The sequence below is a fragment of the Janthinobacterium sp. ROICE36 genome (assembly GCF_002869965.1).
Lineage (GTDB): Bacteria > Pseudomonadota > Gammaproteobacteria > Burkholderiales > Burkholderiaceae_D > Janthinobacterium.
This window is the reverse complement of record NZ_PEBS01000012.1, coordinates 58,241-80,182: the sequence shown is the minus strand read 5'-3', so window position 1 is coordinate 80,182 and position 21,942 is coordinate 58,241. Positions and strand designations below refer to the sequence as shown.

19 protein-coding genes are annotated in these 21,942 nt (G+C 63.2%); 11 read left to right on the top strand and 8 right to left on the bottom strand.

Annotated features, from left to right (window positions below; genetic code table 11):
- Nucleotides 1–105: 105 nt before the first annotated feature.
- The 6 genes from CSZ94_RS07420 to CSZ94_RS07395 all read right to left on the bottom strand — a co-directional run bounded on the left by CSZ94_RS07420 (nucleotide 106) and on the right by CSZ94_RS07395 (nucleotide 8,041).
- A complete protein-coding gene (locus CSZ94_RS07420) occupies nucleotides 106–660 on the bottom strand; it encodes a 4'-phosphopantetheinyl transferase family protein (protein ID WP_102120926.1) in 555 nt (184 codons plus the stop codon).
- Nucleotides 660–4,715 carry a Pls/PosA family non-ribosomal peptide synthetase gene (locus CSZ94_RS07415; RefSeq protein ID WP_102120925.1) on the bottom strand — a complete coding sequence of 1,352 codons (4,056 nt, stop codon included), beginning with the start codon at nucleotides 4,713–4,715 and terminating at the stop codon, nucleotides 660–662. Before CSZ94_RS07415 ends, CSZ94_RS07420 begins: the two co-directional genes overlap by 1 nt.
- A gap of 148 nt (nucleotides 4,716–4,863) precedes the next feature.
- The gene (locus tag CSZ94_RS07410; RefSeq protein ID WP_102120924.1) at nucleotides 4,864–5,571 is read right to left on the bottom strand and encodes an anaerobic ribonucleoside-triphosphate reductase activating protein; all 708 of its coding nucleotides are present in this window, start codon (nucleotides 5,569–5,571) and stop codon (nucleotides 4,864–4,866) included.
- Nucleotides 5,561–5,761: an anaerobic ribonucleoside-triphosphate reductase gene (nrdD, locus tag CSZ94_RS07405; protein WP_102120923.1), complete on the bottom strand. Its 201-nt coding sequence runs from the start codon at nucleotides 5,759–5,761 to the stop codon at nucleotides 5,561–5,563. The genes CSZ94_RS07410 and nrdD overlap by 11 nt, the downstream gene beginning before the upstream one ends.
- Nucleotides 5,758–7,506, bottom strand: coding sequence for a ribonucleoside triphosphate reductase (locus CSZ94_RS07400; RefSeq protein WP_102120922.1), 1,749 nt, complete (start codon nucleotides 7,504–7,506; stop codon nucleotides 5,758–5,760). The genes nrdD and CSZ94_RS07400 overlap by 4 nt, the downstream gene beginning before the upstream one ends.
- Before the next feature lie 118 nt (nucleotides 7,507–7,624).
- Nucleotides 7,625–8,041 carry a hypothetical protein gene (locus CSZ94_RS07395; RefSeq protein WP_102120921.1) on the bottom strand — a complete coding sequence of 139 codons (417 nt, stop codon included), beginning with the start codon at nucleotides 8,039–8,041 and terminating at the stop codon, nucleotides 7,625–7,627.
- A gap of 162 nt (nucleotides 8,042–8,203) precedes the next feature.
- Between CSZ94_RS07395 and ubiU the strand changes: the two genes are divergently transcribed.
- The 3 genes from ubiU to ubiT are packed head-to-tail and all read left to right on the top strand — an operon-like array spanning nucleotide 8,204 to nucleotide 10,680.
- Complete coding sequence (gene ubiU / locus CSZ94_RS07390) at nucleotides 8,204–9,241, top strand: ubiquinone anaerobic biosynthesis protein UbiU (protein ID WP_441326563.1); 1,038 nt, start codon at nucleotides 8,204–8,206, stop codon at nucleotides 9,239–9,241.
- Nucleotides 9,242–9,250: 9 nt separating this feature from the next.
- The gene (ubiV, locus tag CSZ94_RS07385; RefSeq protein WP_102120951.1) at nucleotides 9,251–10,147 is read left to right on the top strand and encodes a ubiquinone anaerobic biosynthesis protein UbiV; all 897 of its coding nucleotides are present in this window, start codon (nucleotides 9,251–9,253) and stop codon (nucleotides 10,145–10,147) included.
- A gap of 20 nt (nucleotides 10,148–10,167) precedes the next feature.
- Nucleotides 10,168–10,680, top strand: coding sequence for a ubiquinone anaerobic biosynthesis accessory factor UbiT (gene ubiT / locus CSZ94_RS07380; protein ID WP_102120920.1), 513 nt, complete (start codon nucleotides 10,168–10,170; stop codon nucleotides 10,678–10,680).
- Between the two features lie 24 nt (nucleotides 10,681–10,704).
- Here the strand turns inward: ubiT and CSZ94_RS07375 are convergent, their stop codons facing one another.
- Both CSZ94_RS07375 and CSZ94_RS27560 read right to left on the bottom strand, forming a co-directional pair.
- The gene (locus CSZ94_RS07375) at nucleotides 10,705–10,968 is read right to left on the bottom strand and encodes a heavy-metal-associated domain-containing protein (RefSeq protein ID WP_102120919.1); all 264 of its coding nucleotides are present in this window, start codon (nucleotides 10,966–10,968) and stop codon (nucleotides 10,705–10,707) included.
- 16 nt (nucleotides 10,969–10,984) lie between these two features.
- Complete coding sequence (locus CSZ94_RS27560) at nucleotides 10,985–11,218, bottom strand: hypothetical protein (RefSeq protein WP_146009760.1); 234 nt, start codon at nucleotides 11,216–11,218, stop codon at nucleotides 10,985–10,987.
- A gap of 27 nt (nucleotides 11,219–11,245) precedes the next feature.
- Between CSZ94_RS27560 and CSZ94_RS07370 the strand changes: the two genes are divergently transcribed.
- From CSZ94_RS07370 to CSZ94_RS07335, 8 genes are all read left to right on the top strand, one after another.
- Nucleotides 11,246–11,647, top strand: a complete 402-nt coding sequence (locus CSZ94_RS07370; protein ID WP_102120918.1) for a transporter substrate-binding domain-containing protein — start codon at nucleotides 11,246–11,248, stop codon at nucleotides 11,645–11,647.
- 269 nt (nucleotides 11,648–11,916) lie between these two features.
- On the top strand, nucleotides 11,917–13,599 hold the full coding sequence (gene aspT / locus CSZ94_RS07365; protein ID WP_102120917.1) for an aspartate-alanine antiporter: 1,683 nt from the start codon (nucleotides 11,917–11,919) through the stop codon (nucleotides 13,597–13,599).
- Between the two features lie 56 nt (nucleotides 13,600–13,655).
- Nucleotides 13,656–15,344: an aspartate-alanine antiporter gene (gene aspT, locus CSZ94_RS07360; RefSeq protein ID WP_102120916.1), complete on the top strand. Its 1,689-nt coding sequence runs from the start codon at nucleotides 13,656–13,658 to the stop codon at nucleotides 15,342–15,344.
- Nucleotides 15,345–15,414: 70 nt separating this feature from the next.
- Complete coding sequence (locus CSZ94_RS07355) at nucleotides 15,415–17,025, top strand: bifunctional aspartate transaminase/aspartate 4-decarboxylase (RefSeq protein WP_102120915.1); 1,611 nt, start codon at nucleotides 15,415–15,417, stop codon at nucleotides 17,023–17,025.
- A gap of 158 nt (nucleotides 17,026–17,183) precedes the next feature.
- Nucleotides 17,184–18,587 (top strand): TolC family protein, encoded by a 1,404-nt coding sequence (locus CSZ94_RS07350; protein ID WP_258000819.1) that lies wholly within the window; start codon nucleotides 17,184–17,186, stop codon nucleotides 18,585–18,587.
- Between the two features lie 2 nt (nucleotides 18,588–18,589).
- Nucleotides 18,590–19,573, top strand: a complete 984-nt coding sequence (locus tag CSZ94_RS07345) for an HlyD family secretion protein (protein ID WP_102120913.1) — start codon at nucleotides 18,590–18,592, stop codon at nucleotides 19,571–19,573.
- A 6-nt stretch (nucleotides 19,574–19,579) separates the two neighbouring features.
- The gene (locus CSZ94_RS07340) at nucleotides 19,580–20,761 is read left to right on the top strand and encodes an ABC transporter permease (RefSeq protein ID WP_102120912.1); all 1,182 of its coding nucleotides are present in this window, start codon (nucleotides 19,580–19,582) and stop codon (nucleotides 20,759–20,761) included.
- Complete coding sequence (locus tag CSZ94_RS07335; RefSeq protein WP_102120950.1) at nucleotides 20,758–21,915, top strand: ABC transporter permease; 1,158 nt, start codon at nucleotides 20,758–20,760, stop codon at nucleotides 21,913–21,915. Before CSZ94_RS07340 ends, CSZ94_RS07335 begins: the two co-directional genes overlap by 4 nt.
- The last annotated feature ends 27 nt before the right edge of the window (nucleotides 21,916–21,942 follow it).

Genomic DNA, 21,942 nt, shown 5'->3' with positions numbered 1-21,942 from the left:
CAGTATTATCGTAAAACTGATTTTCGTCCAGATTGGCGTGGCTGATGACGATAAAGAGGATTGATAGCGAATCAACCCAACGGCAAAAAGGCCGGGGTCGTAGCCTCAGGGTCCGACCCCAGTCTCCGTCTTTGGGGTTGCCAGCATCGCGATAAATCCGTCCTGCAAGGCGATGTGTTGTACATTGCAATGCAATGACATTTCATTCCATTCCATCAATTGTAATCCTGCGCACTTGAGCGCCGCCTCGCGCGCCGTCCACGCCTGCGCCAGTGCCAATGGACGCTGCGCGGCGGGGCAGGCGGCCAGCTCCTGCGCCACTTGCGGCCCAAGGTAGTCGCGCGCCAGATTGAACCAGTCTGCAATATCCTGCACGCGCATCACGTCGATGCCGACCGCGCCATGCAGGTGGACGGCAGCCAGCGAGATCCCCTCGTCATGGCTGAACGACAGGCCCACAACGCCGCCGGCCAGCAGCAAACGGGGACAAGAACCCGGCGTCGACTCCACTGAAATCGCCTCGATGTCCAGATTTTGCCACTGCGCCGCCGCTTCGCACACGGCCTGGCGCAGGCGCGCGCGCGCTTCCATGCGTGACGGCGGCGGCACAATGCCGATCGCCAGCACGCCGTCGCCCGCCCAGAGCATCGTAAAATCCATCAGCTACGCAAAGGTGCTGCCGGGCAGCCGGCCCAGTTACTGCCAGCGGGGATATGTTCGCCCTTCATCACCAGGGTCAAGGGACCCAGGCGCGCATTGTCGCCCACCTTGGCGCTGTACAGCACGGAGCTGCGCGGGCCCATGTAGACACGCTGGCCGATGTCCACGTGGTCGATCTTCATCACGCGATCTTCGAACAAATGCGTTTGCGGGCAGGTCAGGGCATTCAATTCGCTGTAGTCGCCGATGTGCACACAGTCGAATTCCGTGATGTCGGTGGTGTCCATGTAGACGCCGCGCCCGATCTTGCAGCCGAACAGGCGGAAGGCCAGCGGCAGCCACGGCGTGCCGCGCAGATAGCGCATGAAGTTGGGTACGGCGATGCCTTCGTACAGGTTGGTCACACCTTCCGATATCCACACGAACGGCGTCCACATGGGCGCCGCGTGCTTGCGGTAGCGTCCCAGCAGCAGCCACTTGAACAGCACGACGACCAGGAAATTACCGATGCCGTAGGCGATGCCGGCAATCGCCAGGTCGCCCACCACTTCGCCCCAGCGCCCGGCGCCCGCGATCGGCATCACGTCCAGCACCAGCGTATAGCCGACGGCGATCACCACCGCGTGCGGCGCGACGATGCGGAAGGCTTCGATCAGGCTGCGGCCCAGGCGGCGCAGCAGCGACGGCTTGAACGTCAGGTGCTCGGCAAAACCGCTGACCTGCTCGCGCGCGGGCAGGTGCATCGGAGGAGAACCGAGCCAGGTATCGCCGCTGTGCATCTGCTCATTGCGCGGCGCATGCGTGTGCACGCCGATCAGCACGTGCTCGGGCAGGGTGGTGCCGTCCGGGATATAGCTGCCGTTGCCGACAAAGCTGCGGTGCGAGATGACGGTGGGGCGCATGGTCATCCAGCCGCCGTCGATCTGCTCGTCGCCCAGCATAACGGCGTCGGCGATGAAGGTGTCGTCGCCCAGGGTCAGCATGTCGGGCACCACGCCCAGCGCCGTGGAAATCTCGGCGCCCTTGCCTACCTTGGCGCCTAGCAGGCGGTACCAGTACGGCGCGTAGACGGTGGCGTAGATGCCGTGCAGGACGTTCAGGCTCGATTCCTGAATATGGCTGACCAGCCACTTGGCGCAATAGATATTGCTGTGCACGGGCGAGCTGCCCGGCTTCAAACGGGGCAGCGCGCCCCAGCGGATGGCGGCCGACAGCAGGGCCGTCAGCACGATCAGCACGGCGCTGGCGGGGAAGGCCAGCAGGAAGTAGCGGGCCAGCTGGGTCGTCACGTCGCGGCCCTGCAGCCACGGCATCATTTCACGCTCGTCGAACCAGTCGATCAGCACAAAGCTGGGGAAGACGGGCATGAAGAACAGCACGGCGATGAGGACCATGCCGAAGCAAAAGAACAGGGTTTCGCCCGTCAGGCGCAGGCGCGAGACTGCGGGACGCGGCGGCTGGCTGGCCGGGTCGTAGGGGCCGATGTCGCGCGCGGGCGAACCGGTCCAGACCCTGCCCGCCGGTACGCTCACGCCGTCGGCCAGCGCGGATTGGCCTTCCAGGTGGCCAAACGCGCCTACGCTGGTATTGCCCTCCAAAATGGCATAGGAACTGACGCAGGCATCGTCGCCGATGCAGATGCGGCCCAGCAGCAAACGGCCCCGTTCGACCCGGGCGTTTTCAAAGTTGACGGCATTGCCGACGCTGACGTTGTCGCCGATGGACAGCAGGTCGGGCGCGCGCAGGGTCATCGAACCGATGACCACTTCCTTGCCCACTTTCGCGCCCAGCGCGCGCAGCCACCAGCTATTCAGCGACGAGCCGCTGAGCAGGTACGCGGGCGCCGATTCGACCAGGCGGTCGGCCAGCCACCAGCGGTAATAGGTGACGCCCCACAGCGGATAGCTGCCCGGTTTCAAACGCCCCGCGATCAGCCACTTGCCGGCAATCGCGATGGCAAATTCGGCCAGGGTCGCCAGCAGGAATACGCCGATGGAGGCGGCGATGGCGCGCGGCACGGTGTCGCCCGTGTCGCCCGTGAAGAAGTGATACGTGAAGAACGGCGCCATCCACTGCGCCATGCGCAGGGTGACGAGGCCCGGCACGGCCGCCGCCTGCGCCGCGCCGCAGATCCAGCGCTTCATGGTTGACGGCGGCGTCCACTGCGCTTCCGGCGTGGCCAACGCAGGCGCTTCGTTCAGCACGGCGGCGATCTTGCCGATCTGGCGATTGTGATAAATGTCGCGCACCGTCATGTGGGCGTAAGCCGGATCGGCGCGCAGGGCGGACGCCAGGCGCGCGGCCAGGAAGGAGTGGCCACCGAGGTCGCTGAAGAAGTCAAACTGGCGCCGTATCGGCTGGCCCGGGAACAGTGTCGCCAACGCCGCGAACAGGGCCGCTTCGGCCGGCGTTTCCGGCACATCCGATTCGCCTGCCTCGCCTGCGGGCGGCGTCGAGAGCGGCATGGCCTTCAGCGCCTTGCGGTCGATTTTACCGGAAGTGAGGCGCGGCATCAGCGGCAGCAATTCGAAGCGGCCCGGCACCATATACGGCGGCAAATGCAGGTTCAGGGCCGCGCGCAAGGTTTTTGCCGCCAGCGCATCGTCGCTTGCCTCGTCGCTGCCGACGATGTAAGCCACCAGCTGGTCGATGCCATCATCCTTGCGCAACAATACGGCCACCGTGCCCACGCCCGCCTGCTGCGCCAGCACGGCTTCGATTTCGCCCAGTTCCACGCGGAAGCCGCGTATTTTCACTTGGTCGTCGGCGCGGCCCAGGCACAGCACCTGGCCGTCGGCATCGATGCGGGCCAGGTCGCCCGTGCGGTACAGGCGCGCATCGTCTTCGCTTGTCGCCCACGGGTTGGGCAGGAATTTTTCCAGCGTCAGGTCGGGCCGGCCCAGGTAACCCTCGGCCAGGCCGGGGCCGATGATGCACAGCTCACCCGTTTCGCCGCGCGCCAGCAAGGTCAAGGGACGGTTTTCTCCCGGCTCGGCCACCTGCAGCACCAGCAAACCATAGTTGGGCAGCGGTGTGCCGATGGTGACGGGTACGCCGGGCCGCAGGCGCGCCAGGCTGCACGACACGGTCGCTTCCGTGGGGCCATAGGTGTTGAACATGGCGCGGCCAGGGCGCGACCAGCGCTCGACCAGGGATTCCGGGCACATCTCGCCGCCCAGGTTGATCAGGCGCAGGCTGGGGACTTCTTCGGCGAACAGGGCCAGCAGGGTCGGTACGGCGTGCAGCACAGTGACGTGATTGGCGGCCAAGGCGCGCGGCAAGGCTTCCGGGTCGCCCGAGATATCCTTGGGTCCCAGCCACAGGGTGGCGCCCACCAGGTAGGCGATCCAGATTTCCTCGAACGACATGTCGAAGGCGACGGAAAAGCCCTGGTAGACGGTGTCGTCCTGCGTGACTTCCAGCACGGCGTTTTCGCTGCGCAGGAAGTGGCAGATGCTGCGCTGATTGATCAATATGCCCTTGGGCTTGCCCGTCGAGCCGGAGGTGTAGATCACATAGGCCGGGTGTTCGGGCAGGACGGTGCCGCGCGCGGGCAGGTGTTCGCCCGGCGCGGCGGGGGCCAGCAAGCTTTCCGCCGTCCACACGGGGCGCGCCACGCCGGCCTGCACCAGGCGCGGCGCGAACTGCGCGCAGCTGATGACGCCAGCACCGTTGGCATCATCCAGGCATACTTGCAGGCGTTCGACGGGCGTGTCTTCATCGACGGGCAGCCAGGCGGCGCCCGCCTTGGCAATGGCCGCCTGCATCAGCAGCAGAGGGGCGCCGCGCGGCAGCCACAGGCCCACGATGTCGCCGGGCTTGACGCCGGCGGCCACCAGGCGCGATGCGGCCAGGCCAGCCTGCGCATCGAGTTCGGCGTAGCTGATGCGGCGCTCGCCGTCGATCAGCGCGATCTGCTGCGGGCAGCGGCGGGCCGTCGCCTCCAGCAAGTCGGCCAGCACTTCTACGCGCAGCAGGTCCGGTCGCGGCGGGCCGTACAGGATGTCGGCGTGGATGGAAGGGATGCCTGGGCTGACTGCGGTGAAATCGTTCATGGATGACGCTTATCTGTAATGCGATGTGAGGAATCTGCTGTGCTGCGCGTGGTGCGCAGCACAGTTGATACATTACAGCACGCAAGGCATTTCAGCGTTGCAGAACGGGGAATTTTGCGGGGCTTTGAGAAATTATCTGCTTGTACGCTCAACTGCCATGATGACGGAATGTAAAACGCGGAAACATGGCGCCGATTTGCGCCACCGTGCTCGCCGCCGGATAGCCGTGCAGGGGGCGGCCGGCCAGCGCCGCGTCCAGGCAGCCTTCGGCCCGGAACTGCTGCAGCACGTAGTTGTCGACGCCCTTCGCGGCCAGGGTGCTGGCCAGGGCCAGCAGCTGTGCATCGGGCAGCAGGTCCGGGTGGGCGGTGGTGCGGCATTCGTAGGCGACGCCGCTGGCGAGGATGGCCTCCAGGCAGGCGCGCGCCGGGTCCCCGCTGCCGGCCACGCGGGTCACAAGACGATAGTCGGCAAACGGCGCCTTGATGTCGAAACCTACCCAATCGACCAGGGGCAGCACTTCCTGCAGGCGCTGCGGATAGATGCAAGCCGTGTGCAGGCCGATGCCGAAACCCAGCGCCCTGACGTCATGCATGGCGCGCCCCAGCGCCGGGTCCATGCAGGCTTCTCCGCCGCTGAAGACGACGGCGTCGACCAGGCCCACGCGGCGGCGCAGCCAGGTCAAGACGTCCTGCCAGGGCATGGCGCCCTCCGGCGTGCGCGCCTGCAAGTGTGGATTGTGGCAATAGCCGCAACGCCAGGGGCAGCCTTGCACGAAGACCACGGCCGCCAGCTTGCCCGGATAGTCGGTGGCGGAAAAGGGCGTGAGGCCGCCCACTTTCAAATCAGCCGCCATGGCAGGCGGGCTGGCCAAGCCGGGCGCTCGCTTGCGTAAAATACTGGCGCTCGTGGAATTCGCCTTGCTTGCCGATGTTGAACGAGGCGACAGGGCGGTGATAGCCCATCACGCGGGTCCAGATTTCGCAGCGCTGGCGTTCCGTATCGAGCAGGGTGATGGCGGGAGTGAAGTCGGGACGTGCATTCATGGTGTTTCCTCAAGTGATGGAACAGGGTGGGCCTGCTTGCGGGCGATCAGTTCCGCGTCGCAGGTGGGGCAGAATTCATGTTTGCCGGCCAGGTAGCCATGGCGCGGACAGATGGAAAAGGTGGGCGTGACGGTGATGTAGGGCAGGGAAAAGCGGCTCAGCGCGCGTTTCACCAGTTCGCGGCAGGCGTTGGCGTCCGACAGGGCTTCCGTCATGTACAGGTGCAGTACCGTGCCGCCCGTGTACTTGCGCTGCAGTGCATCCTGCAATTCCAGCGCCTCGAACGGGTCGTCCGTGTGGCCCACGGGCAGCTGCGACGAGTTGGTGTAATACGGATTGTCCGGCGTGCCCGCTTGCAGGATGGCCGGATAGCGCTTGCGGTCTTCGCGGGCGAAGCGGTAGGTGGTGCCCTCGGCCGGTGTCGCTTCCAGGTTGTACATGTGGCCCGTCTCTTCCTGGAATGCCACCATGCGGGCGCGCACGTGGTCGAGCAGGCGTATCGCCAGCGCATGGCCCTCGGCGGACGTGATGTCGTAAGCGTCGCCGCTGAAATTGCGGATCATCTCGTTGATGCCGTTCACCCCCAGGGTGGAAAAGTGGTTGCGCAGGGTGCCCAGGTAGCGCTTGGTGTAGGGGAACAGGCCTTGCTGCATCAGTTCCTCGATGGTGCGGCGCTTGATTTCCAGGCTGGTCTTGCCGAGCTCCAGCAGGCGGTCCAGGTCGGCCAGCAGCGCCGCTTCGTCGCCGCGCCACAGGTGGCCCAGGCGCGCGCAGTTGATGGTGACCACGCCCAGGGAACCCGTCTGCTCGGCGGAGCCGAACAGGCCATTGCCCCGTTTCAGCAGTTCGCGCAAGTCCAGTTGCAATCGGCAGCACATGGAGCGGATCATGTTCGGCTTGAGTTCCGAATTGATGAAATTCTGGAAGTAGGGCAGGCCGTAGCGGGCCGTCATTTCGAACAGGCGTTCCGCATTCTCGCTATGCCAGTCGAAGTCCTCGGTGATGTTATAGGTGGGGATGGGGAAGGTGAAGACGCGGCCCTTGGCGTCGCCCGCCATCATGATCTCGATATACGCGCGGTTGATCATGTCCATCTCCGCCTGCAGCTCGCCATAGCTGAAGTCCATTTCCTGGCCGGCGATGACGGGAATCTGCTCGCGCAGGTCGTCCGGGCAGACCCAGTCGAAAGTGAGGTTGGTAAACGGCGTCTGCGTGCCCCAGCGCGACGGCACGTTGAGGTTGAAGATCAGCTCCTGCATGGTCTGGCGTACGTCTTCGTAGCGCAGGCCGTCCTTGCGGATGTAGGGTGCCATGTAGGTGTCGAAGGAGCTGAACGCCTGCGCGCCGGCCCATTCGTTTTGCAGGGTACCGAGAAAATTGACGATCTGGCCGATGGCACTCGACATGTGCTTCGGCGGGCCCGATTCGATCTTGCCCGGCACGCCATTCAAGCCTTCATGCAGCAGGGTGCGCAGCGACCAGCCGGCGCAATAGCCGGCCAGCATGTCGAGGTCGTGGATGTGCAGCGCCGCTTCGCGGTGCGCCGCGCCCACTTCCGGTGGATACACCTGGTCCAGCCAATAATTGGCGATGACCTTGCCCGAGACATTGAGGATCAGGCCACCCAGGGAATACCCCTGGTTGGCGTTGGCGTTCACGCGCCAGTCGCGCCGTTCCAGGTATTCATTGATGGACGCGGCGACATCGACCTGGCCGCGTGTGGGAGAAACTGCATTCGTCGTCATGAAACCTCCAGTAAACACAACATGCGGTGTTTTTATGAAGGTTATCTACTAAATGTAGTGCAGTCAAAGGTGGCGTGCAAGCGATTCGCGTATCCTTGATCCAGGTGAAAAAACCACCTTAGCCGGTTTTGTTCCAGCGCGTTTCGCGCAGGATCAGCCAGCTCGCGCAAAAGAACGCGGCGCCACAGGCGGCGATGCTGGCGACGGAGGCGGGCAGCAGGTGGGCCCAGATTTCCAGCGGCGTATAGGTGCTCCAGCTGGCCACGCGCGCATCGAAGGTGGCGTAGTTCGCCAGCAACCAGTAGATGGCCAGCAAGCCAGTGCAGATGGCGGCCTGACGCAGCAGCGGCAGTTGGCGGCGCGCGAACACGGCCAGCAGGAACAGCAGCAGCACGCCAGGATAGGCGCCCAGCACTTCCGGCGACAGCACGGAGATGTTCCCTGCGTCATAGCCATCGGCCGGCCCGGCCCACTGCACTTGCAGCGCGGTGAGGAACAGGGTCAGAAGAAAAATCAGCAGCAGTTTGCGGGTCATGGTGGGCAATCGAAGAGGGAGAAAAGTGGGGCATTTTACAGCCAGGTCAAGCAAGTGGAAGGTGCGCCAGCCATGCATGCATTCCTTCACCTGCGTCAAGGACTGGGCAGCATGGGCGGGGCTATAGTCTGCACCCTGAGCCGATACAGGACTGTGAACATCATGATGCTTGAATCAACTACCGCCACCCGCGTGGCCGGACCGCTGGAACTGGTCTGCCCCGCCGGCAGCCTGCCTGCCTTGAAAGCGGCCGTCGACAATGGCGCCGATACCGTTTACCTGGGCTTTCGCGACGCCACCAATGCACGCAATTTCGCCGGCCTCAATTTTGACGAGAAGGCCATCGCCGAGGGCGTGCGCTATGCCCACCAGTACGGACGCAAGGTGCTGCTGGCGCTGAACACCTATCCGCAAGCGCACAACTGGGTCGTGTGGCGCAGCGCCATCGACCGCGCCGCCGCGGCGGGCATCGACGCCATGATCGTTGCCGATCCGGGCCTGATGGCCTACGCGGCCCAGCACCAGCCGCAACTGCGCCTGCACCTGTCCGTGCAGGGCTCGGCCACCAACTACGAAGCCATCAATTTTTATCATGAACACTTCGGCATCGCCCGCGCCGTGCTGCCGCGCGTGCTGTCGATGGCGCAGGTGGAACAACTGATCGCCAAGACGGAAGTCGAGATCGAGGTCTTCGGCTTCGGCAGCCTGTGCGTGATGGTCGAAGGGCGTTGCGCGCTGTCGTCGTATGCGACGGGCGAGGCGCCGAATACCCATGGCGTGTGCTCGCCGGCCAAGGCCGTGCGCTGGCTGGAAACGCCGAACGGCCTGGAGTCGCGCCTGAACGGCGTGCTGATCGACCGCTACGCGCCCGGTGAAAACGCCAGCTATCCCACGCTGTGCAAGGGGCGTTTCGAAGTCAATGACGAAGAGTATTACGCGATCGAGGAGCCGGCCAGCTTGAATACGCTGGCGCTGCTGCCGCAACTGATCGCCATGGGCGTGCGCGCCGTGAAAATCGAAGGGCGCCAGCGCAGCCCCGCCTACGTGGCGCAGGTCACGCGCGTGTGGCGCGAAGCGATCGACGCCTGCCGCGAAGGCAATCCCCGCTATGCCGTCAAGCCGGGCTGGATGGCGGCGATGGACAAGCTGGCCGAGGGCCAGCAGCACACTTTAGGCGCCTACCATAGATCTTGGAAATAGAGGATGAACATGCTGAAGCTTTCTTTGGGCCCTTTGCTGTACTACTGGCCGCGCGCCACCGTCTTCGAGTTTTACCAGCAGATCGCCGGCACCGCCGTCGATATCGTGTACCTGGGCGAAACCGTGTGCTCGCGCCGGCACGAGTTGCGCTTGGCCGACTGGCTCGATATCGCCGACATGCTGGCCGCGGCAGGCAAGGAAGTGGTGCTGTCGACGCAGGCGCTGATCGAGGCGGGCGCCGAACTGGCGACCCTGCGCCGCATCGCGGGCAATGGCCGCTATACGGTCGAGGCCAACGACATGGGCGCCGTGCACTGCATGGAAAAGGGCGCGCCCTTCGTCGCCGGTCCCCATTTGAACCTGTTCAATGGCCCCAGCCTGCAATTGCTGGCGCGCCTGGGTGCGCGGCGCTGGGTGATGCCGCTGGAAATGGGACAAGCGGCTCTGGCCGAGATGCAGCATCAGAAACCCGAAGGGCTGGAGACGGAAGTGTTCGCCTATGGCCGCATGCCGCTGGCGTTTTCCGCGCGCTGCTTCACGGCGCGCAACCGCAACCTGCCGAAGGACGATTGCGGCTACAGCTGCCTGGAAGAACCGGACGGCCTGCTGCTGCGCACGCGCGACGAAGTGCCGTTCCTCGTACTGAATGGCACGCAGACGCAGTCGGCGCTGGTCTACAACCTGGTGCGCGAACTCGACGCCATGCGCGACATGGGCGTGGCGGTGGCGCGCATCAGCCCGCAGGCCATGCATACGGAACAAGTCATCGCCATCTTCGACCGCGCCCGCCGCGGCCAGGTCAGCGGCGTGGGCGCGCAGGCCCAGCTGGCGGCCTGCCAGCCGGCCGGCGCCTGCGACGGCTATTGGCACGGCCAGCCCGGCATGGAACAGCACGTCGCTCATTGAACGCATCGAAAGGAAGCAGCATGCAAGATCAACTGGAAAGATTGCCCATCCCGGCCAAGCCCGCCATGTCGTACCGGCTGCCCGAGCCGCTGGCCGAATTGCTGTCCAAGCTGCCGCCGTATCCCGCCTCCTGGCTATTCGTGCAAGGCTTGAACCGCCTGCTGGCGCCGCAATTGCCCGACGATGTGCGGCGCATCCTGGAGGGGCGCAGCCTGCGCCTGCGCTTGCTCGACGCGGGCATCGCCTTCGATTTCGAGTGGCAGGGCACGGTGTTCGTGGCCGAGCGCTATGTGGACGTGCCGGACCTGTGCATCGCTGCCAGCGTGCATGATTTGATGCTGATGGCGCGGCGCCAGGAAGATCCGGATACGCTGTTCTTCAGCCGTCGTTTGAGCCTGGAAGGCGATACGGAGCTGGGCCTGCTGTTCAAGAATACGCTCGACGCCATCGAGCTGCCGCCGTTCGATTTGCAGGCGCTGGGGCCGCGTCGCGTGTTGGCGCATTTGCGCGACCGGGGCGCGCGGGAAGGCTGAGCGGAGCAGGGCTGGAGCAGGCGTTCAGTGGCGGCAGTGGCCGCAGGCGCCGCTGCAGGACGGCAGTTGTTCCTCATCGGAGGTCTCGCCCTTGAAGCCGGCGTCGTTGACGGCCGCCAGCAGGCGTTCCTGCGTGGCCAGCCGTTCGTCAAATTGCACCGTGGCGCCGTGGCGCGCCAGCGAGACGCACACGGTGGCCACGCCTGTGACGGCTTCGAGCGCGCCCGTCAGCCTGTCGGCGCAGCCTTCGTGATCCATACCGATAATATTCAAGCGCGCTGTTTGCATGGGTTCCTCTTGTTTTTCAAATAAAAAAACAGCGTAGGCGAGGGGCGCGCATGCCGTCCAGAGCAGCACGCAAGATATATTTTCTATTTGCGGTTTTATTGATCTGGATTAATTCACGCGCTCCGGCGCTGCCTGAAACGGCTGTTGTTTTATACACAGTTTCCTTATTCCAGCCGACAAGCGTGCTTTGCTGCGCGATACTGTCATTCTGATAAGAGCGCTGATAAAAGCGCTGGAAAGGAGGGGCCATGCAACGCCGCCCCCTGCAGCGAATGGCTTGCGCCTCGATACATCGAGCACCTACGACGGCCTGTTCCAGCCACTGGCGGCAGGGCGCATCGACTACGTTCCCCGTTCCGTGATCGAGGTGCAAAGCGAGTTGGCCAGCCATGCGCAATCGCCGCTGGCGCTCGATGCCCACCTGGTCATCCGCTACCCGGCCGCGCTGTATTTTTTTGTCGGCAGGCACAGGCCCGAACTGGCACGCCACATTGAAATCGGACTGGAAACCATGCTCGCCGATGGCAGTTTCGCGCAGCTGTTTCAGCGGCACTTCGGCCGTTTCGCGGATGGCCTGAAGCTGTCACATCGGTACATGCTGGAGCTGGCCAATCCTGATGTTACGAAGGAGACTCCGCTGGCGCGCAAGGCACTTTGGTACCGTCCAAATTATTACTAATGGTTTTGTTGATCGGTGTCAAATCACCGCTTCAATCGTGCGCGGGATCGCGGGATGTTTGATGAACCGCAAGGCGAGTTCGATAGAACATCTATTGACACTTATAAAATTTTAGTCGAAGATATTCGCACTTTACAGCAATTTATCAGCAGAAGTCGCCATGGCGACTGTCGTGCGGGGCCCGTGCGCCCGTTCAAAAGTAGGCCGCTGCCAGCGGTCCAATCCTCTGTTCCCTTGCAGCCATCCCTTATCTTTCCGAAGGTTTTTCCATGCTCGAGTCGATCGCATCGGTATTGCACCAGGTGCCCGAATTGGCTTTGTTCCTGGCCCTGGCCCTGGGCTACGCGGTCGGGCAGATACGCTTCGGTCCCATCCAGCTGGGCGGCGTGTGCGGCACCCTGATCGCCGCGCTGCTGATCGGCCAGCTGGGCATCACCCTGGACGCCAGCGTCAAGAATGTCTTTTTCATGCTGTTCATCTTTGCCCTCGGCTATGCGGGCGGTCCCCAGTTTTTTGCCAACCTGAATGCCAAGGGCTTGCGTTTGGGAATACTGTGCTTGATCGAAGTGCTGGTAGTGCTGGCGCTGGTGCTGTTGGCCACGCGTTTCCTGGGCCTGGACCAGGGCACGGCGGCCGGCATGATGGCGGGCGCGGCGACGGAGTCGGCCGTCGTCGGTACGGCCACGGACGCCATCTCCAAGCTGGCGCTGCCGGCGGCCCGCATCGCCGAGCTGCAAGCCAACGTGGTCACCGCGTATTCGATCACCTACATCTTCGGCTTGATCGCCATCGTCATCGTTACCAGCCAGATTTTTCCGCTGTTGCTGCGCGTCAACCTGCGCGAGGAAGCCGATAAATTGTGGGAAAAGATGGGCGGTGCGCAGACTGATGGCGACGGCGTGCAGGCGACGCCGGAAATGGTGGGCCGCGCCTACCGCATCAGCCGCGGCGCGGGACGCCGTCTCGATGCCTTGCAGCATATTTTCGCGGGCCGCGCCAGCATCACGCGCGTGCGCCGGCACGGCAAGGTATTGCCTTTGGAACCCGCATTGCGACTGCGCAACAACGACGAAGTGCTGGTGATCGGCCACCGTCCCGCGCTGGTGGCGGCCGAAGCCATCCTGGGCGAGGAATTTGCCGACACGACGGGCTTGAACATGGCCGTTTCCGCCGTCGAAGTGGTGTTGCAGCAAGCCGCGCTGGTCGGCCGGCCCTTGCGCCAGCTGGCCTTGCCTTCCGGCGTGCATGTGGCGGCCGTCGTGCGTGGCGAACACAGCATGCCGCCCTTGCCGGACCTGGCCCTGCAGCGCGACGACCTGCTGCGCCTGTATGGCACGAAGGAAGGGCGCGAGCTGAACACGGCGCTGGCCGCCATCGGCAAGCGCGTGCCCACTGGGGACCGCAGCAATATCGTCTACGCCAGCATCGGCATCGTGTTGGGCGTGTATATCGGCGGCTTCAGTGCCAAGCTGGGCGGCATTCCCTTTTCGCTGGGCACGGGCGGCGGCGCCTTGCTGACGGGCCTGGTGTTCGGCTGGTACCAGGCGAGAAAGCCGGGCATGCCGGGCATCCACCCCAGTGCGCTCGACATGATGAAGGATATCGGCCTGGCCACCTTCATTGCCTGCGTGGGTCTGGCGTCGGGACCGCAGGCGATCGATCTGATCCGCCAATACGGGCTGTCGCTGCCGCTGATGGGCGTCTTGATCGCTGTCATCCCCGCCTCGCTCTCCTTGCTGGTAGGCCACTTTTTCCTCAAGCTGGAAGCGCCCGTGCTGCTGGGCGCCATCGCCGGCCAGCAGTGCAGCACGCCGGCCCTGTCGGCCGTGCAAAACGCGGCCGGCAACTCGACGCCCCTGCTGGGGTACACGATTACGTATGCCATCTCGAACGTGGTACTGCCTCTGCTGGGACCGCTCATCGTGGCCCTGGCCGGCTCTGTGCATGTGTAAGCCGCCCGCAAGGACGGATGTAGTAAAGAATTCCTTCAACACGAAAGGCGGTCTGTATGGAATGGTTGCATGAGTTATTCAAGAAGTCGCCTGAAATTGCCTTGTTTCTCTCCCTGGCAGTGGGTTACTACATCGGCAAGATCAAGTTCGGCTCGTTTCAGCTGGGCGGGGTCGCCGGTTCACTCCTGGTGGCGGTACTCGTCAGCCAGGTAGGCGTCGCCATCGATCCCGGCGTCAAGTCGGTGCTGTTCGCCCTGTTCATTTACGCGGTCGGCTATGAAAGCGGGCCGCAGTTCTTCAATTCCCTGGGCCGCCAGTCGGTGCGCGAAATCATCCTGGCCGTGGTGCTGGCCGTGACGGCGCTGCTGACGGTGGTCATCATGGCCAAGGTCTTTGGCCTGGACAAGGGCCTGGCGGCCGGCGTGGCGGCGGGCGGCTTGACGCAGTCAGCCATCATCGGCACGGCCGGCGACGCCATTACCAAGCTGGGCCTGGCGGCCGACGAGGTGGCGCGCCTGCAGGGCAACGTGGCTGTCGGCTATGCCGTGACGTATGTGTTCGGCTCGTTTGGCGCCATCATTGTCTGCGTCAACATCTTGCCGAAACTGATGAAACGTACCATCCGCGAAGATGCGATCAAGGCGGAAATGGCGCTGCAGGCGAGCGTGCAGGTACTGGGACCCGGCCAGACGCCGGCCGCGCCCGACCTGATCGGTCGCATCTACGACGTGGGCCCGGGCGCCGGGCGCTCGGTGGCGGACATCGAAAGTGCCCATCCGAACACGGCCATCACCATCGAGCGCGTGAAACGCAATGGCCAGATCATCGACGTCAGCCCGGACCTGGTGCTGGCGGCCGACGATGTCGTGCTGCTGGTGGGCCGGCGTGAAGCCATGCTCAGCGTCTCTTCCCAGCTGGGCAAGGAATTGCTTGCCGTCGAAGGCATGGAATTGGTGATGCAGCGCCGCGACATGGTGCTGACCAACAAGGCTTACCACAACAAGACGGTGGGTGAAATCCGCAATGCGACGGCGCCCGGCGTGCGTCACGGCATCTTTGTCGTGCAGCTGAGTCGCATGGGCAAGATCTTGCCCATGCAATCGGAAACCGTGGTGCAGACGGGCGACGTGGTGTCCATTTATGGCGCCGAGCAAGATGTCAAGCGCGTGGCGGCCGAAGTGGGCTACATCATCGTGCCGAGCGCCAAGACGGACTTTGTCTACATGGGCGCCGGCCTCGTCGTCGGTTTGCTGGTGGGCTTGCTGGTGGCGCGCATCGGTTCGATTCCACTGACCCTGGGCAGCGGCGGCGGCGTGTTGCTGTCGGGCCTGGTATTCGGCTGGTTCCGCGCCAAGCGCCAGACCTTCGGCTACATGCCCAGCGGCGCCGTGCAAATCCTGAAAGACCTGGGCCTGGCCGGTTTTGTCGCCGTCGTCGGCCTCACGTCCGGCCTGCAAGCCGTGCAAACCGTGCGCGAACACGGCCTGACCCTGTTTGGCGTAGGCGTGGTGGTCACCATCTTGCCGATGATCCTGACCATGCTGATCGGCCGTTACATTTTGCGTTATGACAACGTGGCCATCTTCGCTGGCGCCTTGTCCGGCTCGCGCAGCGCCAATCCCGCCTTCGGCGAAGTGCTGAACGCGGCGCAAAACTCGATTCCCACCGTGCCGTTTGCCATCACGTATGCCTTGGCCAACGTTTTTCTGACCCTGCTGGGGCCGCTGATTGTGGCCTTTGTCTGAGTTTGCATGTCGTTGCAAGAACCTTTGCAAGAACCCTGAACATTGTCAGTCATTTTAAGGAGTAGTAAAAATGGATTTCAGTAACCCCGCCAAACTCGCCCTGTTGAGCCCCTTCGAATTGAAGGATGCGCTGATCCAGACGGCCAAGCAAAGCAACCGCCTGATGCTGAACGCGGGTCGCGGCAACCCGAATTTCCTCGCGACAACGCCACGCCACGGCTTCTTCCAGTTCGGCCAGTTCGCTATGACGGAAGCAGAGCGTTCGTATGTGTACATGGAAGACGTGGGCGGTTTCCCCACGCGCGAGGGCATCGAGGCGCGCTTTGAAATTTTCGTGCGCCAGCACGCTGACACACCGGGCGTGCACTTCATCGAGGCGGCAGTGTCGTATGTGCGCGACCAGCTGGGCCTGAGCGCGGGCGATTTCATCTATGAAATGTGTGAAGCCATCCTCGGCTGCAACTATCCCGTGCCGGACCGCATGCTGCGACTGTCCGAGAAAATCGTCGGCCAGTATATCCACCGCGAAATGATCGGCGACCATCCCTTCATCGGCAAATTTGACATGTATGCTGTCGAAGGCGGCACGGCGGCCATGACGTATCTGTTCTCCAGCCTGAAATCGAACCACATCATCCAGGAAGGCGACACGATCGCCCTGGGCATGCCGATCTTCACGCCGTACATCGAGATCCCCCAGCTCAACGATTACAAGCTGAACACCGTGCACATCGATGCGCCGCAATCGAACAACTGGCAATTCACCAAGAAGGAACTGGACAAGCTGCTCGATCCGAAAGTGAAGGCTTTCTTCCTCGTCAACCCCAGCAATCCGCCATCCGTCAAGATGGATGACGAAACCCTGGAATACATCGCCAAGATCATCAAGAAGCGCCCCGACCTGATCATCCTCACCGATGACGTGTATGGCACGTTTGCCGACAATTTCGTCTCGCTGTTCGCCATTTGCCCGTTCAACACCATCCTCGTGTATTCGTTCTCGAAATACTTCGGTGCGACGGGCTGGCGCATGGGCGTGGTCGCTACGCATGAAAACAATGTGATTGACGACAAGATTGCCAAGTTGCCGGAAACCATCAAGAAGCAGCTCGATACGCGCTATCACTCCATCACGACCGAGCCGCGCGAGCTGAAATTCATCGACCGCCTGGTGGCCGACAGCCGCACGGTGGCGCTGAACCACACGGCTGGCCTGTCCACGCCCGTGCAGGCGCAGATGACTTTGTTCTCCCTGTTCTCGCTGATGGATGAAGAGCAAAAGTACAAGCAGTCGATGAAGCGCATCGTGCTGCGCCGCAAGGAAGCGCTGTACCGCGAACTGGGTTTGCCGATGGTGCACGACGCCAATTCTGTGCGCTACTACCATCTGCTGGACATGGAGTCCCTGGCCGCGCAGATGTATGGCGTGGAGTTTTCGCAGTGGCTGCTGAAAAAGCTGAAACCGAACGAAGCGCTGTTCCGCCTGGCCGAGGAAACGGGCGTCATTCTGTTGCCGGGCCGCGGTTTCGGCACCACGCATCCGTCGGGCCGCGTGTCGCTGGCCAACCTGAACGAATACGATTACGCCAACATCGGCCGCGCCATCCGCAACATGGCGTCCGAGTTCTTTGCCGTGTTTGAAAAGGAAAAGGAAAAGGGCGGCAAGAAGGCGAAGAAGTAAGCCGGTAGCCGCTTACGCTGAGTAAAACGGGCGCCCCGCAAGTGGCGCCCGTTTTTAATAGTGCAGGCTGGAATAGACATCCATAGATATAATGGCTATTGTGAAAGTATAAACATGGCAAGCCCGTGCTTTCCCCTCATTCATTGACTGGACGTTACATGGGCAGATTGCAAGAACACCTATCATTATTGCTGGCGGGCGCGCTGGGCGCGGCCATGCCCGCTCTGGCGGAACCGCTGAGTTTTAACGAAGCGCTGCAGCAAGCAGCAAAGGCCTCGGGCACGGTGCAGGGCGCCGCGCTCGACGTGCGCGCGAAAACATTAAAGGCCGAAGCCTTGTCGAATATCGACGGCCCGTCGGTGGACTTGACGGCGTTTCGCGGCCGCTTGTCGACGGATGTGAGTATCGATACCAGCGGCCTGGCCGGCGTGGTGGGCGGCATCGAATCGGTGCTGCCACCGATTCCAGGCTTGCCCACGCCGCACATTCCCAATTCCCTGAACCGTGAAGTGGTGACGGATCTGACCTCGTTCGGCTTGCTGGGCATGTGGCCTATCTACACGGGTGGGCGCCTGGATGCCGTCAAGGGCCTCGCTTCCAGCCTGACCCTGGCCGCGCAAGCAGAGCGCACGGAAGCGGAAGAGCAACTGGCCACCCTGGTGGCGCAGCGCTATTTCCAGTTGCTGCTGGCCAAGCGGGTGGTGGCCGTGCGGGCCGAAGTGACGGCCGGCGTGACGCAGCACCAGCGCGACGCGGCCAAGCTGGAAAAGGGTGGCCTGATTTCGCGCGCGGAACGCCTGCGCGCCGACGTGGCCCTGGACAGCGCCCGAAGCGACGAGGCGCAGGCGCGCAGCGACGAGGAAATCGCCCAAGTGGCGCTCGACCGTTTGCTCGCCGTCAACACGCAAGTGCGCCCCAGCACGCCGCTGTTCGTCAATAGTTTGCCGGTCGGCACCTTGCAATCGTTCATCAGTACGGGCATGCGCGAAAATGCGAACTGGAAAAAGATCGACAGCAAGCGCGTGCAGGCCGAGCAAGCCTTGAAACTGCATGGCAAGGAGTATACGCCCACGGTGTTTGCCATCGGTAACTACAATATGAATCGCGGCCAGCTCGTGCGGTCGAACTGGGCCATCGGCCTGGTCGTGTCCGTGCCGCTTGTGCACCGCATCAATACGGGCAAGATGATCGCCGCCGCCAAGTTCGACCAGGAGCGGGTGGAAGTGGTGGCGCGCCAGGCCGAGCGCGACATTCCCACCCTGATCGAGAAGAACTGGCGCGCGCTGGAAAACGCCCGCATCCATTATTTGTCCACGGCCTCGTCGGTGGAGCTGGCGCGCGAGAATATCCGCTTGCAAACAGTGGCCTTCCAACAAGGGCAAGTGACCTCGCTGGAAGTGGTCGATGCACGCCTGAACCTGGCCAAGGTGGAAACCCAGCGCGCGCAGACTGCCTATAACTATGTGATGGGGCTGGCGCAATTGCTGGAAGCGACGGGCCAGACGCAGCGCCTGGGCAGCCTGGCCGCATCTGCCGATATCCAATTACCTGTGGACAAATAATAATGAGTACTTCCAAAAAACCCTTGGCCATAGTCGCCGCAGCCCTCGTCATCCTTGTTCTGGCCTTCGTGGGCTGGGGCTTGTACCAGGCGTTCCAGCCGCAGCACCTGCCTTTGCAGGGGCAGATGGATGCGCAGGAAGTCAATGTCTCGTCGAAAGTGCCGGGCAGGGTGGGCGAGCTGTACGTCAAGCTGGGCCAGACGGTGCCGAAAGGTGAGTTGCTGTTCCAGCTGACGAGTCCGGAAGTGGACGCGAAGATCGCGCAAGCGACGGCCGCCACGCAAGCGGCCGATGCGGTGGCGAAAAAGGCGCAAGCCGGTGCGCGGCCGGAGGAAGTCCGTGCCGCGAAAGCCAATTGGGAGCGGGCGCAAACGGGCGCCACCATCGCCAAAACCACGTATACCCGCGTCAACAATATGTTCGAGCAAGGCGTGATTGCTCAGCAGAAACGTGACGAGGCGCAAGCGCAATGGCGCGCCGCCGACCAGCTGGTGCAAGCTGCCCGCGCGCAATATGACATGGCGCAAAAGGGCGCCCGTCCGGAAGACAAGACGGCAGCCGCTGCCCAGGCGCGTCAGGTGGGCGCCGTGTTGACGGAAGCGCAGATCGCCCTGGCCGAAACGAAAATCGCCGCGCCGGTGGCGGGACAGGTCAGCAAGATCCAGATACAGCCCGGTGAACTGGCGCCGCAAGGTTTCCCCGTAATCACTTTGGTGAATCTGGACGATGCCTGGGCCGTGCTGCAAGTGCGCGAAGATGAAATGGCGGCGTTTGCCATGGGCAGCACGCATACGGCCAATGTGCCGGCCTTGAAACAGCAGCTGAACTTTAAGGTCAGCTCCGTGGCCGTGTTGCCGGACTTTGCCACGTGGCGCGCGGCGCGTCCGGGCGGCACGGATTTGCGCACGTTTGAAATCCGCTTGCGTCCCGCCATCAAGGTCGAGGGCTTGCGTCCGGGCATGTCGGTCGTGTTTCCGCCGCTCTGATCGCCGATGAGCGAGATTGACAAAGAACCGCCGGCGGCGCTGGCACGCGAATGGCGGCGCTTGCGCGGCGACTTCTGGGATGTCGGCATGCTCAGCTGGATTCCGGTCGTGCTGTGCGGCATGTTGTGGCTGATTTTTTCGGCCGGCATCGCGCGCGACTTGCCCATCGTCGTCATCGACAACGATAACTCTGCCTTGTCGCGCCAGCTCACGCGCTGGCTCGACGCGTCGCCCGGCATTGCCGTGGCGGCGAAAGTGGCGTCCAGCGACGAAGCCCTGCAGCGGCTGCGCGAACGCACGGCGTTTGGCTATCTGCTCATTCCTGACGATTTTGAGCAAAAACTGCTGGGCGGCCGGCAAGCCACCGTGCAATGGCTATACAACGCGCAGTTTTCCTCGCACGCGGGCGCCTTGCTGCGCGACGTGCGCACGGTCAGCACGACCTTGTCTGCCGGCATCGAGATGACTGCGCGGGTCAAGAAGGGCATGTCGCGCGTGCAGGCGGCGGCCCAGTTCGAACCGATCCGCACTACCCTGAACAGTTTGTACAATGAAAACATCAGTTATGAAGCATTCCTGACCCTGGCCCTGATGCCGGCCATGCTGCAGATTTTCATCGTCGTCGCCGTCGTCACTTCCATCGGACGCGAGTTGCGCGACGGCACGGTGCCGCAATGGCTGGCGTCGGCCCATGGCAGCTGGCTGCGCGCCGTCGGTGCCAAGCTGCTGTTCCCCCTCATCGCTTACTGCGCGCTGGCGCTGCTGTATTTGCTGTTCTTCAGCCTGGGGCGGAACTGGGCCGTGGCGGGCAGCTTGCCGGCCTTGCTGCTGAGCATGTTGTTGCTGGTGCTCGCCTACTGCGGCCTGGCCACCTTGCTGATCGCCGCCACCCTGTCCCTGCGTTTGGCCTTGTCGGGCGCGGCTTTCATCACGGCGCCGGCCTTCGCGTTTGCGGGCCAGGCCTTTCCCTTGATGGCCATGCCGGCGCCGGCACGTGCCTGGGCGGAAGCCTTGCCGCTCACGCATTATCTGCAATTGCAAACCAAATACTGGCTGGCTGGCGCGCCGTGGCGCTATGGCGTGCAGGAAATGCTGATACTGGCCGGTATCGCCATCGGCTGCGGCGCCGTGGGCGTATTCTTGCTGGCGCGCCGCGCGAATGCCCCGGATGCATGGGGGCGCACATGAACACCTGCTGGTTTGCCTTTCTCGCCACCTGGCGCGCCATGCTGACGGACAAGGGCGCGCTGACCTTGCTGTTCATCGGCGGCATCATCTATTCCTTTTTCTATCCGCTGCCGTATTCGACGGAAATCGTCCAGCGCGTGCCCGTGGCGGTCGTCGACCAGGACCGCAGCGCCATGTCGCGCCAGCTGACGCGCTTTGCCATGGCCCATCCCTCGCTGCAGGTCATCGCCGTCACGCCGGACTTGCCCATCGCGCAAGATTTATTGTGGCGTGACAAGGTCATGGGCGTGCTGATCCTTCCCGACGGCTTGCAGACGGATGTGCTGGCAGGCCGCGCCGCCCACGCGCAAGTGGCGGGCAATGGCTTGTATTTGATGCTCAACAAGGTGGCCTTGAACGGCCTGGCCGAAGTGGTGGGCACCGTGTCGGCCGGTATTGAGCTCAAGCGTTTGGGCGCGGGTACGCCGTCCAGCGTGCAGGCCAACCAGCAGCGCTCGCCCATTGCCTTAGCCGCCGTGCCCCTGTTTAACGTCAAGGAAGGCTATGGCGCATATGTCGTGCCGGGCGTGGCGACTCTCATTGTGCAGCAAACCTTGCTGATCGGCATGACCATGCTGTTCGGCACCTGGTACCAGCGCAAGAGTTTCCCCCTGGCAGGCAAGCGCACGGCAGGCGGCTATGCGGGCATGCTGCTGGCGTTTGCTTGCGTGGCTTTCCTCAATTGCTGTTATTTTTTCGGCTTCGTCTTCTGGTTCCAGGATTACCCCCGTGGCGGCAATTTTGGCGGCATGCTCTTGCTGCTGGTGCTGTTCTCGCTGGCGGAAGCGGCCTTCGGCATGCTGCTGGGCATGCTGTTCCGCACGCGCGAACGGGGTACGCAGCTGATGATCGCCACCTCGATGCCGGTGCTGTTCCTGGCCGGCCTGACTTGGCCCGTCTCGTCCATGCCCATCGTGCTGCAATGGCTGCGCTGGCTGTTGCCATCCACGGCCGGCATCCAGGGCTTTGTTGCGCTCAATCAAATGGGCGCCTCGCTGTATGAAATCCGCCATGAAGTGGCAGGTTTGCTGGCCTTGCTGCTGGCGTGTGTGGCGCTGGGCTGGTGGCGCTGGCGCAAGATGGATGAAACCGTTGTCGATTTGAACAAGGTGTAATGGGAACAATATGCAATAATTTCGTTT